Genomic DNA, 14,208 nt, shown 5'->3' on the forward strand with positions numbered 1-14,208 from the left:
GTACACATTATTCTATACAACGCTCGACCTAAATATCCATTTTTCTATAGAGATCACATATTCATCCGGCCTCAGTGCCATCTGGAAATAATCCAACAGTGATCACACTCATGAAAATAATTTTCATACATGCTAATTAAAACAGCTAATGTATGAAATATGTTTTCAAATGAGGGGAAAGTTGTAATGAAAAAAATCATGTTGTGCTGTGCTGCGGGGATGTCCACCAGCATGCTGGTACAAAAAATGCGTACCGAAGCGACAAAGCGTTCTCTGGAAATCGAAATTGATGCCATCCCGGTATCCGAAATTGAAGGCCAATTGCGCCATGCCGACGTGGTATTGCTTGGCCCACAAGTACAGTACGAATTACAGCGCCTGACTGAGCTTTCCACACCGCTGGGGAAACCTGTCGCGGTGATAGATATGATGGATTACGGCACCATGCGCGGCGATCGCGTGCTGGATAAAGCCCTCGCCCTAATGGCCTGAGACAGGCGGAGAACAAGATGAAAATTACCGTTATTGGCGGGGGAAGCAGTTATACCCCGGAGTTGATTGAAGGATTGATTGAACGCCATGCTTCACTGCCAATGGCGGAACTGGCATTGGTGGATGTAGAAGCGGGTCGCGAGAAAGTCGATATTATTGCCGCCCTCGCCCGTCGCATGCTCGACAGAAATGGGCTGGAGTCCGTCAAGGTATCCGTACATTTTGACGCTGACGAAGCCATCAAAGGTTGCAGTTTTGTCTTAACGCAGCTGCGCGTGGGGCAGCTTCCCGCCCGCGCCGCCGATGAACGCCTGGGTTTAAGCCACAAGCTTCTCGGACAGGAAGCGACGGGTGTTGGCGGTTTTGCGAAAGCGTTGCGCACCATTCCCGTGATGCTCGATATTGCCCACCGCGTAGAGCGTCTCGCCCCGGATGCGTGGATTATCAACTTCACCAATCCGGCCGGCATTGTGACCGAAGCGGTTTCGCGCTACAGCAAGGCCAAGATTATCGGTCTGTGTAATGTGCCGGTGACGATGCACCATATGATTGCCGACATGCTGAAACTGCCTCACGACAAAGTTTCGCTACGTTTTGCAGGCCTGAATCATATGGTTTGGGTGCATAAAGTGTTGGCAAACGGACGCGATGCCACTCATGAAGTGATCGAAATGTTGTGCGATGGGGAGCAGCTTTCCATGAACAACATTAAAGCGATTCCATGGCCTGCGGATTTGCTGCGCGCATTAGGTGCCATTCCCTGCCCTTACCACCGTTACTTCTGGCAAACGCGTACCATGCTGGAAGATGAACTCTCTGATGCCGCCACTAAAGGCACTCGTGCCGAGCTAGTCATGAAGGTAGAAGAGTCATTATTTAAGCTCTATGCCGATCCTAACCTCGATAAAAAACCGGAAGAACTTAGCCAGCGCGGTGGTTCGTTCTACTCCGAGGTCGCGGTGCAATTGATTAACGCCTTACATAATAATCTCGGTATTGAGATGGTGGTGAATACCGCTAACAACGGTGCAATTCAGGGATTACCAGACGACGCGGTGATTGAAACCAACTGCCTGATTGACGCCCTTGGCGCACATCCGCTGGCATTTGGGAAATTACCGCTGCTGATGAACGGCCTGACTCAGCAAGTTAAAGATTTTGAACGTTTGACTATCGAAGCAGCGGTACACGGCGATAAGAAAAAAGCGTTACTGGCGCTGGTCGCAAACCCGCTGGTTGCTGATGTCAATCTGGCGTCTGCGCTGGTCGATGAAGTGTTAAGTATCAACAAAGCGTGGTTGCCGCAGTTTAACGTTTAAACCAGTGTTGTCGGATGTCGCTACGCTAATCCGACCTACGACTAAATAAAATTATAATTCTACCCAAAATAATTCGAGTTGCAGGAAGGCGGCCAGCCCGTAAGTCCCCAGGAGCATAGCTAATAACTATGTGACTGGGGCGTGCGGGTGCCGCCAACGTACCTGCGGCTTGAAGTATGAAGGGTATCCGGGCAGGGGGTGTCTATGTCTATGAACAAATCTATTATCGAAAAATATGTACTGCCAACCGCGCTAAAAATTGCCGGGCAAAAGCATGTGCTATCGGTGCGTGACGGTATCATTCTGAACATGCCATTTATGTTGATTGGCTCGTTCTTCCTTATTTTTGCTTATCTGCCGATACCGGGTTATGCCCAAATGATGAGCGACTTTTTCGGCCCAACCTGGCAGGAAAAAGTGCTCTATCCGGTTAAAGCGACCTACGACATCATGGCGATTATCTCCGCCTTTGGTATCGCTTATCGCCTGGCGGAAAAGTACCGCACAATTGATCCGTTGACTGCCGGTGCCGTGTCTCTGGTTGCATTTATCATGACCATTCCGCAGCACATCATGTTTACACCCGCTACGGGCGGTGCGGCACAGTTAGTGAAGGGCGTGATGCCGATGGGGCAAATTGGTAGCCAGGGGTTGTTCGTCGCCATTCTTATCGCCCTGCTTTCAACCGAAATTTACCGCTTTATCAATAACCGCAATCTGGTTATCCGTATGCCGGAAGGCGTGCCGCCAGCGGTAGCTAAATCCTTCCTGGCGTTGATCCCTGGCTTCTGCGTTTTAGCGGTAGTGTTGGCGCTGCGTCTGTTAGTTGAGGCAACACCATTTGGCGACATCAATACGATGATTACCGAACTGGTTGGTATCCCGATGAGTCATGTTGGCGGTTCACTGCCGGGTATGATTATCTCGGTATTGCTGATTGGTATTTTGTGGATGCTGGGCCTGCATGGCGACACTATCGTACTGGTGTTTATCCGCCCGGTGTGGTTGAGCAATATGTCGGAGAACCTCGAAGCATTCCAGAACGGTTTGCCTATTCCTCATATCATCACCCAACAATTTTATGACTTGTGGATTGCCCCTGGCGGCACCGGTGCCCTGCTCGGACTGGTGATATTTATGCTTATCCGCAGTCGCAGTGCGCAGATGAAACAATTGGGTAAAATCGCCGCCCCCGGTAGCCTGTTTAACATCAGCGAACCGATGGTATTTGGCATTCCGATTGTGATGAACCCGTATCTGGTCGTGCCGTTTATTCTTACCCCTGTTGTATTAGTGATTGTTTCTTATATTGCAATGACCACCGGGCTTGTCGCCAAACCTGCGGGTATTGCCTTGCCGTTCACTACACCGATCGTGGTCAGCGGATACCTGGCAACCGGCGGGCATATTTCTGGTTCCGTGCTGCAAATCGTCAACCTCGGGATTTCGCTGGTGATGTATTACCCGTTCTTCCGCATCTGGGATAACCTGAAATATCGCGAAGAACAGGCCAATAAATCGCAAAGAGAAGCTTCAGTAGCACCGGTAACAGAGCAAGTAACCTCGTAAACCCGGCGAAGGGTGGATGGTACCCATCCACTCTGCATCTGCTTTTCTCAGATAAGGTTAGCAATAATCATGCTTTTCAATACTGAACAATCTCTTATGCATCTATTTTTGAACAAAATTTTTCTTTACCAAAGCTGGCGAGAAATACAGTTCTGAACCATAGTCTAAAGGTAGGGAAAACAATTTATCTACTATAAGCAAAGATGAGGTTCGTCATGAAGATAGCTAAGGGTGTATTGGTAGCATTAACTTTGGGTGCAGTATCATTCAGTGCATTGTCAGCAGAACTGTTGACGAAAGAAGCCTATAACGACCATAAAGATCAGTATGTAAAAGTAGGCACCATCACCACCAGTGGTGAATTGTCACCATCTGATGCCAAAGCCGAACTCTCCAAGAAAGCCGATGAGTTGGGTGGCAAGTTTTATGTTGTAACCTCTGCAGATACCGAGAATAAAATTCACGGCACCGCAGAAGTTTATAACAAGAAGTAATCTGTCTTCTAAATGGGCAACCCCTGTGTTGCCCATTTAACAATGCTTCCCTTCACAATAAAGCCAGATAACCTTTCCTACCCAAAATACCCTATACTTTGCCATCCCTACCTGATTGATATACCTGAATAACACAGGTATCTGGGTTTCTCTGATGTATATATCAACCCGTTTTAGAATTGTGATTCATCTGTGCGCTTTTTTGGTTGTTCTCTACAGCCTGACGATGATCCCGCCAATGTTGCTGGCTTTAATTGAAAAAGAACGCAGCCTGTTTGGCTTTCTTTATACCTTTATCATCACTTTTACACTTGGAAGCCTGGCTTGGGTGATGACTGGTCGGTCTAATATTCAACTCGAAACCCGCGATGGATTTATTATCATCGTTTTGTTTTGGCTGCTTTTTTCAGTAATCAGCGCCATGCCGCTGTGGCTGGATGACAGCTATAACGTATCTCTAGCTGATGCCATGTTTGAGGGGGTTTCGGGTATAACAACTACCGGAGCCACTGTTTTTAACGATGTCTCCCTATTGCCCAAATCGATCCTCTATTACCGCGCCCAACTCAACTTTATCGGCGGCCTCGGTGTCATTGTGCTTGCTGTAGCAGTATTGCCGCTTCTGGGTATTGGGGGAATGAAGCTTTATCAGTCCGAAATGCCCGGGCCATTTAAAGAAGAGCGCCTCACGCCACGTCTTGCAGACACAGCTAAAAGTTTGTGGCTGACTTACTTGCTGCTAGGTGCTGCCTGCACGATTGCGTACAAACTCGCCGGCATGCCGTTCTTTGATGCGCTTTGTCATGGCCTTTCTACCGTCTCATTAGGTGGCTTTTCTACACGCACCGAAAGTATCGGCTTTTACAACAGCTATGCTATTGAGCTTGTCGCCGGGGCTTTTTCATTGCTCTCAGCCATCAACTTCACCCTCTATTTTGTCGCCCTGGCACGTCGCAGCATTAAGCCGTTTCTCAAGAGTGCGGAGTTGAGATTCTTCCTGATGGTCGCAAGCATTGTGATTTTAATCATCACACTGGAAGTCTGGCGCGCAGGTATGTACGCCCTACCCGCCTCGTTCGTTCATGCCTTTTTCCTGACCAGCTCCATGATTACCGATAACGGCCTATCAACCAGTGATTACGCTTCCTGGCCGGTACACACCATTGTTCTGCTGCTGTCCGCCAGTTTCTTTGGCGGATGCGTCGGGTCAACCTGCGGTGGGATTAAAGCGCTGCGCTTCCTGGTGTTATTTAAGCAAAGCCGCCATGAAGTACATCAACTGGCACATCCACGCGCCATCATGAGTATTCGGATTGGTAACTCGCCTGTTAATGACAGAGTGCTGCGTTCCGTGTGGAGTTTTTTCTTCCTCTACGTCGTGTGCACCTGCTTTTTTATCTGGATGCTGAACTTGCAGGGATATGACCTGTTAACTTCGTTCGCCACCGTAGCGGCCTGTATTAACAACATGGGCTTAGGGTTTGGCGAAACTGCCGCAGGATTTGGTACGTTGAGCGATAGTGCAAAATACTTAATGTGTGCGGCTATGTTATTAGGTCGACTGGAGATCTATCCGGTGTTGATTTTGTTTTCGAGGACTTTCTGGCGGAGTTAATATTTACGTCGCCGCTCATAGAGTGGCTTCTTATTTACATCTCACGCAGTCAATCTGACAGCGTGAGATCAGTAAGCCTGGCACTACACGCTAAGTTCACCCCAAACCAGATTCCCTTTATGGAAGGTCGCGGTTCGTGGAGAGATGCGTGCCACGGCTTCGGCAGAACATGAGGCATCCACCAGCACAAAGCTCGCTTCATCCTGTGCTTTTGGCCACACACGCTCGCCTTTGTCATTAAGCGGCAGCACGTTGCCGGTGGCAATCGCAAGGGATCGTGAAAGATTCAATTCACTGACACGCATATAGAGTTGCGCATAAAGGTTGGCTTTCTCCAGCATGTCGCCCAAGCCATACGGCGACCAGTGGTCGATAACGCTGTCGGTGCCCGTCATCACAAACACCCCCTTCTCTTGCAACTGCTTGAGTGGCATATGCATGGTGCCAATCGGTACCGTTGACGCGATAGTAATTTGTTGCGCCGCCATACGCGTAGCAATCGCATCAACTTCTTGTTCGTTCATCATCGCCAGTGCAAAACCGTGGCTGATGGTCAATTTGCCTTTCAGCTCCGGGGTTTTCTCCACCGTTTCAACCATGTAATTCACCGCGGCAATCCCGGCTGGGCTGGTTTCATGCAGGTGGATATCGACACCTTTTTTGTAGTCGATGGCTATCTGGAACATGGCATCTAAGGATTTTTCCATCGCCCCGTCGACGTTAGTCGGGTCAAGCCCACCCACATAGTGAGCGCCCGCTTGCATTGCATCGCGCATCAACGCAACGGAGTTCGAGTGCAGCAAACCATGCTGAGGAAACGCGACAATTTCACAGCTAAAACCAGACTTACGGCGTTCCAGGACTGCTTGCAGATTCTCGAGGTTTTTTAGCCCGGAAACTGGCTCAACGTTGCAATGGCTTCGAGCGATGGTCGAGCCTTTCGACTGAATCAAATCAATCAGTTTTTCCGCACGCTCCTGAGTGACCGGTTGCAGTTCCGGCAGCAATTTTTGCTCAAGGGCAATCATGTCCAGAATGGCGGTTCCCGCCGGGCGGTTATGCACACGCCACGGGCCGCCGTAGAAGGTTTTATCAAGATGGATGTGCATATCGCGCATCGCTGGCAGCAGCAGTTTCCCTGACGCATCGTAATGGGCAAGGGTAGTATCGGGATGCTGTTTATTTGCGAGCAGTGCCGCAATTTTGCCGTCTTTAATTTCCAGCGTTTTCAGTTCGGTTTGCGTGCCAACAATAGTCTGCCCGTCGCGGCTAAAACCCGCCTCCAGCAGTACGTTGTCGAGGTAGTAATGCGATTCTTTAATGGCGCTCATGCGATTGTCCGTCTCACAGGCAAGGGAGGCTGGTTTCGCAGCATACGCCATTGAGCCAGTCGCGCCAAAGAGTGCGCAGGCAGCAGCCACTTTACCGCCACCGCTTAAAAATTCACGGCGGCTTTTTTCTGCATTATTCATTGAGTTCTCCCACTCTTAAGCATTAACAATATGAGTGCCCGTCTCGCCACGTAGGGCCGCAGGTAATTTTTCAGGTGTGGTGATAATCACGCGTTTGCCGCCATTGCGCAGGAACGCGAGGCTGGCAGTGATTTTTGGCAGCATGCTGCCCGGAGGGAAATGACCTTCTTCGCTGAAATGCGCCATCTGTTCAACCGTGACTTCATCGAGCGCTCGTTGTTCTGGTTTGCCAAAGTGAATACATACTTTCTCCACGCCAGTGGTGATCACCAGAATGTCAGCGTTCAATTCGCGAGCCAGCAGCGCGGTAGACAGGTCTTTATCGATAACCGCATCCACGCTCTGATAATCGCCCTGTTCGCTGCGAATCACCGGAATACCGCCACCTCCTGCACCAATCACCACAAAGCCTTGTTTGATAAGCGCGCTGATGGCATCCGCTTCAACAATGCGTTTTGGCTCTGGAGACGCCACAACCCGACGGTAACCACGCCCGGAATCTTCCACAAACTGCCAGTCCGGATGCGCCACTTTTAGCGCCTCGCACTGCTCTGCGCTAAAGAACGCGCCAATCGGCTTGGTTGGATGGGCGAAATTAGGGTCGTTTTGGTCCACTTCCACTTGAGTTATCACGGTGACCGCTTTTTTGTCTCCGTGTTTCCCCAACTGGTTATTCAGCGCCTGCTGAATCAGATAGCCGATGCCGCCCTGGGTATCTGCCACACAGTTAGCCAGCGGTGTGAGCGGCAATCCCTCTTTCTCATGGGCGATTTCCGCACGACGCAGGTCCAGCCCCACCTGTGGGCCGTTGCCGTGCGTCAGCACGATGTCGTAATCCGACGAGAGCATTTCCAGCACCGTCTGGGCCACTTCTTTAACCGCGACTTGCTGATGTTCAACCGACTGGCTGGCGTTGTCTTTGATGATGCTGTTGCCGCCAATTGCCACGACCACGAGTTGTTTCATTTTTTATCCTTAGGGTACGGACGCCCTCACCCCGGCCCTCTCCCTGGGGAAAGGGTTAGGGTGAGGGGAAGTATTAAACGGAAGTCACAACCTCAGAAGCCGCTTCACGACGGTCGAGCACATGCTTCACTACAAACATCGCGCCCATCATCAAATACGCGGTGACGAACATCAGCGAACTGCCCTGCGCAAAGCCGACCATCGGCGCATGAATCACGCCAAACAGTGCCAGCAACGCACCCACTACCGCTGCAACTGCACCACGTAACGGCTTGTTGATAATCGCGAAGATTGCAACACAGCCCCACAACATACTGGCGAGCGGTGCGCCGTTACCCAAATGCACTAGTCCCTGGTAAAACACCCCTTTATGAGCCAGCGCTTCAGGGCCGATTTTTGCAGCCGTTGTGCCCGCTGCGGCCATCACGCTATTCACCATGGTCAGTGCCCAGTTAGCTATCCACGGGAACAAGCAGATGAAGATAACCGGCACCTCTATTTTCGGTGTCTCTCGCACCACCTGGTTTGCCGTCACCACACCGATAAACACCAGAATCGGCACAATCGCGGTCATCGGAATTATGGCGAGCATGAACGCCCCAAGGCCAAACAACGGCACGATAAACATCGTCACACCTGACGCCAGCGTGTAGCCGATACTCGCGCCCATCGCTTTCCAGCCCGCATGGCCAACGTACACCGTGACCGGGAACGGGTTCCCCATCAGGCAACCGAGCGTTGAAGCCAGGCCGTTGGTCAGCATCACTTTACGGGTGTTGTACTCATCACCCGCTGCGTGGGCACTTTCGATGTTTTCCAGGTCGAAAATGTAGTTCGCCAGCCCCAACGGAACTGCCGATGCCAGGTACGGCAGTGCGTGCGGCAAGCCTTGCAGGAAGCTATCAACATGAATCGATGGCGGGTTAAAGCCGAATGAGGACATCGAGGCTTTGATGGCCTCCGGGCTTTGCAGGCCGGAAACCCACGCCAGCGCAGTACCGGCAACCAACAGTAATAAGCCAGTAGGAATACGGGCAAAAATCGGCTTTTTGCCAAACCAGTTGATGAAGATAAGCAGCAGCACGATGAAGGAAACCGTCGGCGCTTCAAATGCCTGAAGCATCGGGTTCATCGCCAACAGCAATAAACCTAAGCCCGACAAACACGACAGCAGAACAGTACGCGGGATCATCTTGCGGATGGTTTCCCCAAGGAACGAACCGCCCACCAGAATCATCGCTTCAACAAAACACCACACCAGGCCAATCTGAATCGCAAATTCAGCGTCGCCGGTTTGCTGGTAGACCGGCATCAATACCAAAAACGTCACGGTAAAGATGGACGGCGCACTTGGCCCGGAAGGCAGTGCGGTCACATCTTTGCGCCCTGTCTCTTTTGCCAGTTGCAGGCCAAACCAGGCGTAGCAAATGCTCGCTACCAGCACCGCCAGCCCGAAGGCTGGCGCAATGCGCCCGTAAACAATCTCAGTCGGAATACCCACCACAAAAATGAGTAACCCCATCATGGTCAGCAAGTTAGTCAGGTTGTTGGTCATCAACCCGAAATATGCCGCCCAGTCACCGCGTTTCCACTCAAGCTTAACGTTTGTCATCGGGGTATCCCTCAGAAAGAGTAACGCTCACCAAAGGCGAGCAGAGCCTTCTCAAAACATTCAAACGGCGGATGGACAATCCCGGCGCCAATCATGCCGATGCCCGCATCTTTGTGGGCAATGGCGGTGTTGATCACCGGCAAAATGCCGCTGTTGCCCACACGCGTAATATCAATGGCGGTTGGAATGCCCATAAACGACAGCAATGGAATGGTGACATTCGGGTTTTCGCCCAGCGTTATCTCACGCATCTGGCGCGAGAAGTCGATAGCTTCATCCACGGTGCCACCCACCAGCGCCACAATCGCCGGAGCCGTTGCCATAGCAAAACCGCCGATGCCGTAGGTTTCGGTAATCGCGCTGTCGCCAATATCCAGCCCAGAATCTGCAGGTTTGTAACCCGCAAACATCGGGCCGATCACTTGCTGCGCCGGGCCGGTGAACCAGTGTCCCGGCAAGCCGCTAACGCGCAAGCCAAACTCCACGCCGTTACGCGCCATGGTGGTCACCACGGTGCTGTATTCGATACCGTGCGCTGCGTCCATTGCCGCTTTGCACATCGCCATCCACGTTGGGCCGGAGAAATAGTCGCTGCTGGCGACAAAATCGAACACTTCTTTCTGCTGCGCGACGGTGAAATTAGTCTGAATAATCCACGGCGTGAGCGCCTGAATCAGCAACGTGGTGCCCGCGTTGTTGCGGTTGTGGCACTCGTCGCCCATATGCAGTGCTTGCGCCAGCATCAAACGCAGGTCGATTTCACCCGCCAGTTTCATCGCATCACGCAGCATTGGGCCGAGCACATCACGCATCCAGAAAAGACGGTCGATAACGCTCTGGTCGTTAGCGCCCATGCGCAAGATCTTCGCCATCTGCTCGCTGAGGTTGGTATATGCGCGGTTGCCGTAGGTTTTGTTCTCGACGATATGCATAAACATCGAGGCAGACGTCACGCCCGCCATAGAACCCACGCAGTCGTGTTCGTGGCATGGCGAGAAGATGATTTCGCCGGAAGCGGCAAGCTGCGCGGCCTCATCAATATTCGCCGCCAGCCCCTCAAACACCAATGCCCCGGTGACCGCACCTTTCATCGCGCCACACATATCTTCCCAGGCAACAGGCGGCCCGGCATGCAGAATAGTGTTGCGCGTCATGCCCGGCACCACGTTAATCGCCTGGTCGTAACCCTCCAGAACAGGCTGTGACTGGATGATGCGCTCAACGGCCAGTTTGTTTGCTGCTGCTACTTTTTCGGCAAGTGCCGGAGCGGCGATGGAATCAAGCGCGTTAACGACAGCTAAATTACCCTGCCCCGGTGGCGTCCAGTCCAGTTGAGTGACAGGAACGCTCTGCTTTTTCAAATCATCGCTGAACATTGCAATGCCGATGTTAATCACATTTAGCGGTTGGTTGAATAAACTCATTGTGCTTTCTCCTTGCAAACAAACTCACGTGCAAGCAAACCTGTGTTGGTGCTACTACTTGCCCAGATAACGCCCGCATCCGTCAGCATCTGGCACTGCTTTTCAAGAGATGGCGTGTCCAAATCGGTGCCCAACACATAGCCCAGGATTTCCAGGTTACGCTCTTCGCGGGCAGCAATGACTTTCGCTTCTTTGATGGCATCAAGCATCACTCCAACCGGATCTTCATGGGAGCCAAAGCCCAAGACGAAGTCCATTACGATCACGCCCACTTCCGGGTCACGCGCTTCCTGTAACAGGCGGCTAATACGGTTGGTGGGGTCAATCATCGGGTGTGGTTTGCCGTTGGTGAAATCGTCATCGCCAAAATCGAGGAAGGTGTGGGCGATACTGACATTCACATCTTTGAGGCGGTATTCAGGGTTCGGCTGGATATTGCTGTAGACGTCCGGGTACTTTTCCAGTGCTGCAAACATCGCTTCGTCGCACAGCGTGCCGCCGCAGAACAGTGCACGAATGTACTTTTGCTCAGGTTTCATGCGCGCACGGACTTCTTCGATGAGCGGCCAGTTGAGTGGATGCAAATCCAGCGACTCTTTCTTGATGCCGGTGAGCAGCACGGCTTTCAGCGCGGCCTCTTTCGTGGCACGAGCAAACTGCAAACCTGCATCATCCTCACGTGCTTCTTTAGTACCGATGAAGCAAACCACCACCGGTTTGCGGCAAGCTTTGGCCCTCTCCAGCACTTTACGGGCTACCGCTTCAGCAGGTGGTTTGGAAACCAGCACAATCACTTCAGTTTTCGCGTCATCTTCCAACATTTTGATGGCGTCGAGCATCATGATGCCGCCGATTTTCTCGCTTAAATCACGCCCACCGGTGCCGATGAGTTGTGAAATTCCACCGCCAAATTCATGGATACGCACGCTCAATTCCTGACTGCCAGTACCGGATGCACCAATAATGCCAATTGAGCCACGGCGTACCGCGTTACCAAAGCACAAAGCTGCACCGTTGATAATCGCAGTACCGCAGTCCGGCCCCATCATCAGCAGCCCTTTGCTGTGGGCGAACTGCTTGAGTGCCAGTTCATCATCAAGGGAAACGTTGTCGGAAAACAGCATCACGTTGAGGTCGTTTTCCAGCGCCTGACGTGCTTCACGGGCAGCAAACGCGCCGTTGACCGAAATCACCGCGAGGTTAGTTTCCGGGATATTGTGATGTGCGCTGGCAAGTGTGGCGTAACGCGCTTCGTGGCGTGAATTGCCGCTGTCTTTGCGGGTGAAGAGCCCTTCAATGGCTTCAAGCGTGGCTTCATTTGCCGCATCGCTCGATCCTTTGATGACAATCATCAGATCGCCATTTTTGGCCTGTTCCAGCTCGTCGTTTAACAGACCGAGGTTCTTTAAAACCCCTTTGTTCATCTCGGTCGCCATCGCGACAAACGCCTGTTCCACACCGTCAAGCTGGTTGGCTTTGGTTGAAATGGACATCAGTGAGACAGAATCAAAATAGGTATTCTTTTTAATTACAATCCTGGTCGACATAATTTCCTCCGTTAATTTTGGTCAAAGCAAAGGCATCCGCCATGCCGCAAAGCATGTCGCATCCTGAACTCGACCCTATTTTTTTAATTTCGTTAATAGACTGCTGAATATTTTCCAAATCACCATTGACCACCTGATAAATAAAACCATAAATAGTTTCACGATAACGTTGGTCAATAGCTTCACGCAGCGTAATAGCGCTTAGCTGCGTGGTTTTATGTTTTTCTTTCTCCATTGCGACAATAAAAATGTCTCTATATTTTCGCGCTGGATGTCCGGTAATAAATAAAACAGCACTCAGACCCGCCAGATAATCATCACCAGATGGCGTTAACCCAATACCTAACCCCAGTAATCCACTTATTTCATTTTCAATCGCAGCGCAATTCCCTGTATTTAGCGCTGATATAAGCTGTTTTCGATGTAATTGCAGCAGGCGGCTCATTTCCTGGTAGAAAATATTATCGCCATGAAAATAAAATAGTGACGAACTTTGTATGACACTGGCCTGTGTCATTTGCGCAAGATGTTGCCAATCGGTCTGTTTTATTCGTGTGTGGCTTAGAAAAAGCGCTTCAGGTTGCCAGCGTGTACAGCGCGAGAAATCGATGCGTTTATCTGTGCCAATATCAATGCCGTTACTGTGAAAAATTACCCGCTCACCGGGCTTAAAGTGGTTCTGACAATGCTCTACTGCTAAACGACAGCTATTTGGTGCGTTATCACAATCGGTACGGAGCAAAGTGAAGATCTGTTGCCTTTCAGGGAGGTGAATATTCACCGCCCGGTCAAACACCTGCTCAACATAACCTGTTGTATCACCGTATAAATCCGGGACGAAAAAAGCGCTATCTGCCGTTTGTGCAAAAAGGCACTGCCGCTGAAGATATCCGGCGATAGTGCATCTCCTGTGTATCAGGCACCAAAGTTAACCAGCAGTTCGGCAATCTCGTGATAGCCTTTTTCACGCGCAAGAGACAGTGGGGATTTGCCATATTTATCGGTCATGTGCGGGTTGGCACCGTGATCCAGCAGTAGTTTGACGATCTCTTGCTGTTTCGCCCCACCATCATTGAGCACGATAGCTTCAAGCAATGGCGTCCAACCAACAAAATTAGTGTGGTTAACGTTAATTTCGGTGCGTGTGACTAATTCGCGAACAATTTCAACGTGTCCTTTTTCGCTGGCTGGGGTAATTCCCACGCCACCAAAGCGGGATAAACAATTCAGATCGGGATTTGCTGGTAATAACAGGCGTAATAATGTCAGGTCGTTATTAAGACAACTCAACAAGAAGGGGTTAAAACAGGTTTGATCTTGTTTATTGATATCGGCACCAGCTGCAATTAAATATTCCACACAGTCATATTTTTTGTGGAGGCTGGCGAGTGTAATTGCGGTACGCCCTTGACGATTAGTAGCGTTAATATCTACACCATCACTGAGACATTGTTTTAGGTTTTCCAGATGCCCCTGCTCTGCTGCACTTAGAAATTCTGCAATAAGTTCTTTCTGAGACATATCCATACTCCCATACTTTGCTATTTCTGATGAATTGAGAATAGCAACACTATGACCGCTTTAACATCCGTTTAAAAATCATTCATCGTTAATGACAGCATTGTTGAATAGTATTCAACAATGTGAGCAAAATGTGCGATAGAGCAATCTTTTACCTATGATAGAAGAGCTTTCGCC

General features: G+C 50.7%; 12 protein-coding genes. 5 read left to right on the forward strand and 7 right to left on the reverse strand.

Translation table 11 applies throughout. The features are described 5' to 3' along the window. The first annotated feature begins 186 nt into the window (after window positions 1-186). The 5 genes from AC0IXI_RS17910 to AC0IXI_RS17930 all read left to right on the forward strand — a co-directional run bounded on the left by AC0IXI_RS17910 (window position 187) and on the right by AC0IXI_RS17930 (window position 5,489). Complete coding sequence (locus tag AC0IXI_RS17910) at window positions 187-492, forward strand: PTS sugar transporter subunit IIB (RefSeq protein ID WP_064516930.1); 306 nt, start codon at window positions 187-189, stop codon at window positions 490-492. Window positions 493-509: 17 nt separating this feature from the next. Then, window positions 510-1,811 carry a 6-phospho-beta-glucosidase gene (locus AC0IXI_RS17915; protein WP_471682873.1) on the forward strand — a complete coding sequence of 434 codons (1,302 nt, stop codon included), beginning with the start codon at window positions 510-512 and terminating at the stop codon, window positions 1,809-1,811. A 210-nt stretch (window positions 1,812-2,021) separates the two neighbouring features. Continuing rightward, complete coding sequence (celB, locus tag AC0IXI_RS17920; RefSeq protein ID WP_422568637.1) at window positions 2,022-3,380, forward strand: PTS cellobiose transporter subunit IIC; 1,359 nt, start codon at window positions 2,022-2,024, stop codon at window positions 3,378-3,380. Window positions 3,381-3,595: 215 nt separating this feature from the next. Then, the gene (gene yahO, locus AC0IXI_RS17925) at window positions 3,596-3,874 is read left to right on the forward strand and encodes a DUF1471 family periplasmic protein YahO (protein WP_064516924.1); all 279 of its coding nucleotides are present in this window, start codon (window positions 3,596-3,598) and stop codon (window positions 3,872-3,874) included. A gap of 154 nt (window positions 3,875-4,028) precedes the next feature. Further along, complete coding sequence (locus AC0IXI_RS17930; protein WP_064516922.1) at window positions 4,029-5,489, forward strand: TrkH family potassium uptake protein; 1,461 nt, start codon at window positions 4,029-4,031, stop codon at window positions 5,487-5,489. Window positions 5,490-5,572: 83 nt separating this feature from the next. Here AC0IXI_RS17930 and AC0IXI_RS17935 read toward each other — a convergent pair whose 3' ends face one another. From AC0IXI_RS17935 to AC0IXI_RS17965, 7 genes are all read right to left on the reverse strand, one after another. Continuing rightward, window positions 5,573-6,961, reverse strand: a complete 1,389-nt coding sequence (locus AC0IXI_RS17935; protein WP_471682874.1) for an amidohydrolase family protein — start codon at window positions 6,959-6,961, stop codon at window positions 5,573-5,575. A 15-nt stretch (window positions 6,962-6,976) separates the two neighbouring features. Further along, window positions 6,977-7,927, reverse strand: a complete 951-nt coding sequence (locus AC0IXI_RS17940; RefSeq protein WP_471682875.1) for a carbamate kinase family protein — start codon at window positions 7,925-7,927, stop codon at window positions 6,977-6,979. Between the two features lie 73 nt (window positions 7,928-8,000). After that, entirely contained in the window at window positions 8,001-9,539 is a 1,539-nt protein-coding gene (locus AC0IXI_RS17945; RefSeq protein WP_151994856.1) for a xanthine permease, read from the reverse strand. A gap of 11 nt (window positions 9,540-9,550) precedes the next feature. Continuing rightward, window positions 9,551-10,963, reverse strand: a complete 1,413-nt coding sequence (locus AC0IXI_RS17950; RefSeq protein WP_471682876.1) for a YlbE family protein — start codon at window positions 10,961-10,963, stop codon at window positions 9,551-9,553. Continuing rightward, complete coding sequence (gene fdrA / locus AC0IXI_RS17955) at window positions 10,960-12,510, reverse strand: acyl-CoA synthetase FdrA (protein ID WP_471682877.1); 1,551 nt, start codon at window positions 12,508-12,510, stop codon at window positions 10,960-10,962. Before fdrA ends, AC0IXI_RS17950 begins: the two co-directional genes overlap by 4 nt. Continuing rightward, complete coding sequence (locus AC0IXI_RS17960; protein ID WP_471682878.1) at window positions 12,488-13,306, reverse strand: oxamate carbamoyltransferase subunit AllH family protein; 819 nt, start codon at window positions 13,304-13,306, stop codon at window positions 12,488-12,490. Before AC0IXI_RS17960 ends, fdrA begins: the two co-directional genes overlap by 23 nt. Before the next feature lie 119 nt (window positions 13,307-13,425). Then, a complete protein-coding gene (locus AC0IXI_RS17965) occupies window positions 13,426-14,031 on the reverse strand; it encodes an ankyrin repeat domain-containing protein (protein WP_064516890.1) in 606 nt (201 codons plus the stop codon). Window positions 14,032-14,208 lie beyond the last annotated feature (177 nt).

The organism is Buttiauxella sp. AC038, from assembly GCF_979253565.1.

Bases quoted from the DNA above. Each gene is read 5' to 3' on its own strand.
- AC0IXI_RS17915 (WP_471682873.1), top strand. From the start codon at position 510: ATGAAAATTACCGTTATTGGCGGGGGAAGCAGTTATACCCCGGAGTTG.
- AC0IXI_RS17965 (WP_064516890.1), bottom strand. From the start codon at position 14,031: ATGTCTCAGAAAGAACTTATTGCAGAATTTCTAAGTGCAGCAGAGCAG.
- AC0IXI_RS17935 (WP_471682874.1), bottom strand. From the start codon at position 6,961: ATGAATAATGCAGAAAAAAGCCGCCGTGAATTTTTAAGCGGTGGCGGT.
- AC0IXI_RS17945 (WP_151994856.1), bottom strand. From the start codon at position 9,539: ATGACAAACGTTAAGCTTGAGTGGAAACGCGGTGACTGGGCGGCATAT.
- celB (WP_422568637.1), top strand. From the start codon at position 2,022: ATGAACAAATCTATTATCGAAAAATATGTACTGCCAACCGCGCTAAAA.
- yahO (WP_064516924.1), top strand. From the start codon at position 3,596: ATGAAGATAGCTAAGGGTGTATTGGTAGCATTAACTTTGGGTGCAGTA.
- AC0IXI_RS17940 (WP_471682875.1), bottom strand. From the start codon at position 7,927: ATGAAACAACTCGTGGTCGTGGCAATTGGCGGCAACAGCATCATCAAA.
- AC0IXI_RS17910 (WP_064516930.1), top strand. From the start codon at position 187: ATGAAAAAAATCATGTTGTGCTGTGCTGCGGGGATGTCCACCAGCATG.
- AC0IXI_RS17930 (WP_064516922.1), top strand. From the start codon at position 4,029: ATGTATATATCAACCCGTTTTAGAATTGTGATTCATCTGTGCGCTTTT.
- fdrA (WP_471682877.1), bottom strand. From the start codon at position 12,510: ATGTCGACCAGGATTGTAATTAAAAAGAATACCTATTTTGATTCTGTC.
- AC0IXI_RS17950 (WP_471682876.1), bottom strand. From the start codon at position 10,963: ATGAGTTTATTCAACCAACCGCTAAATGTGATTAACATCGGCATTGCA.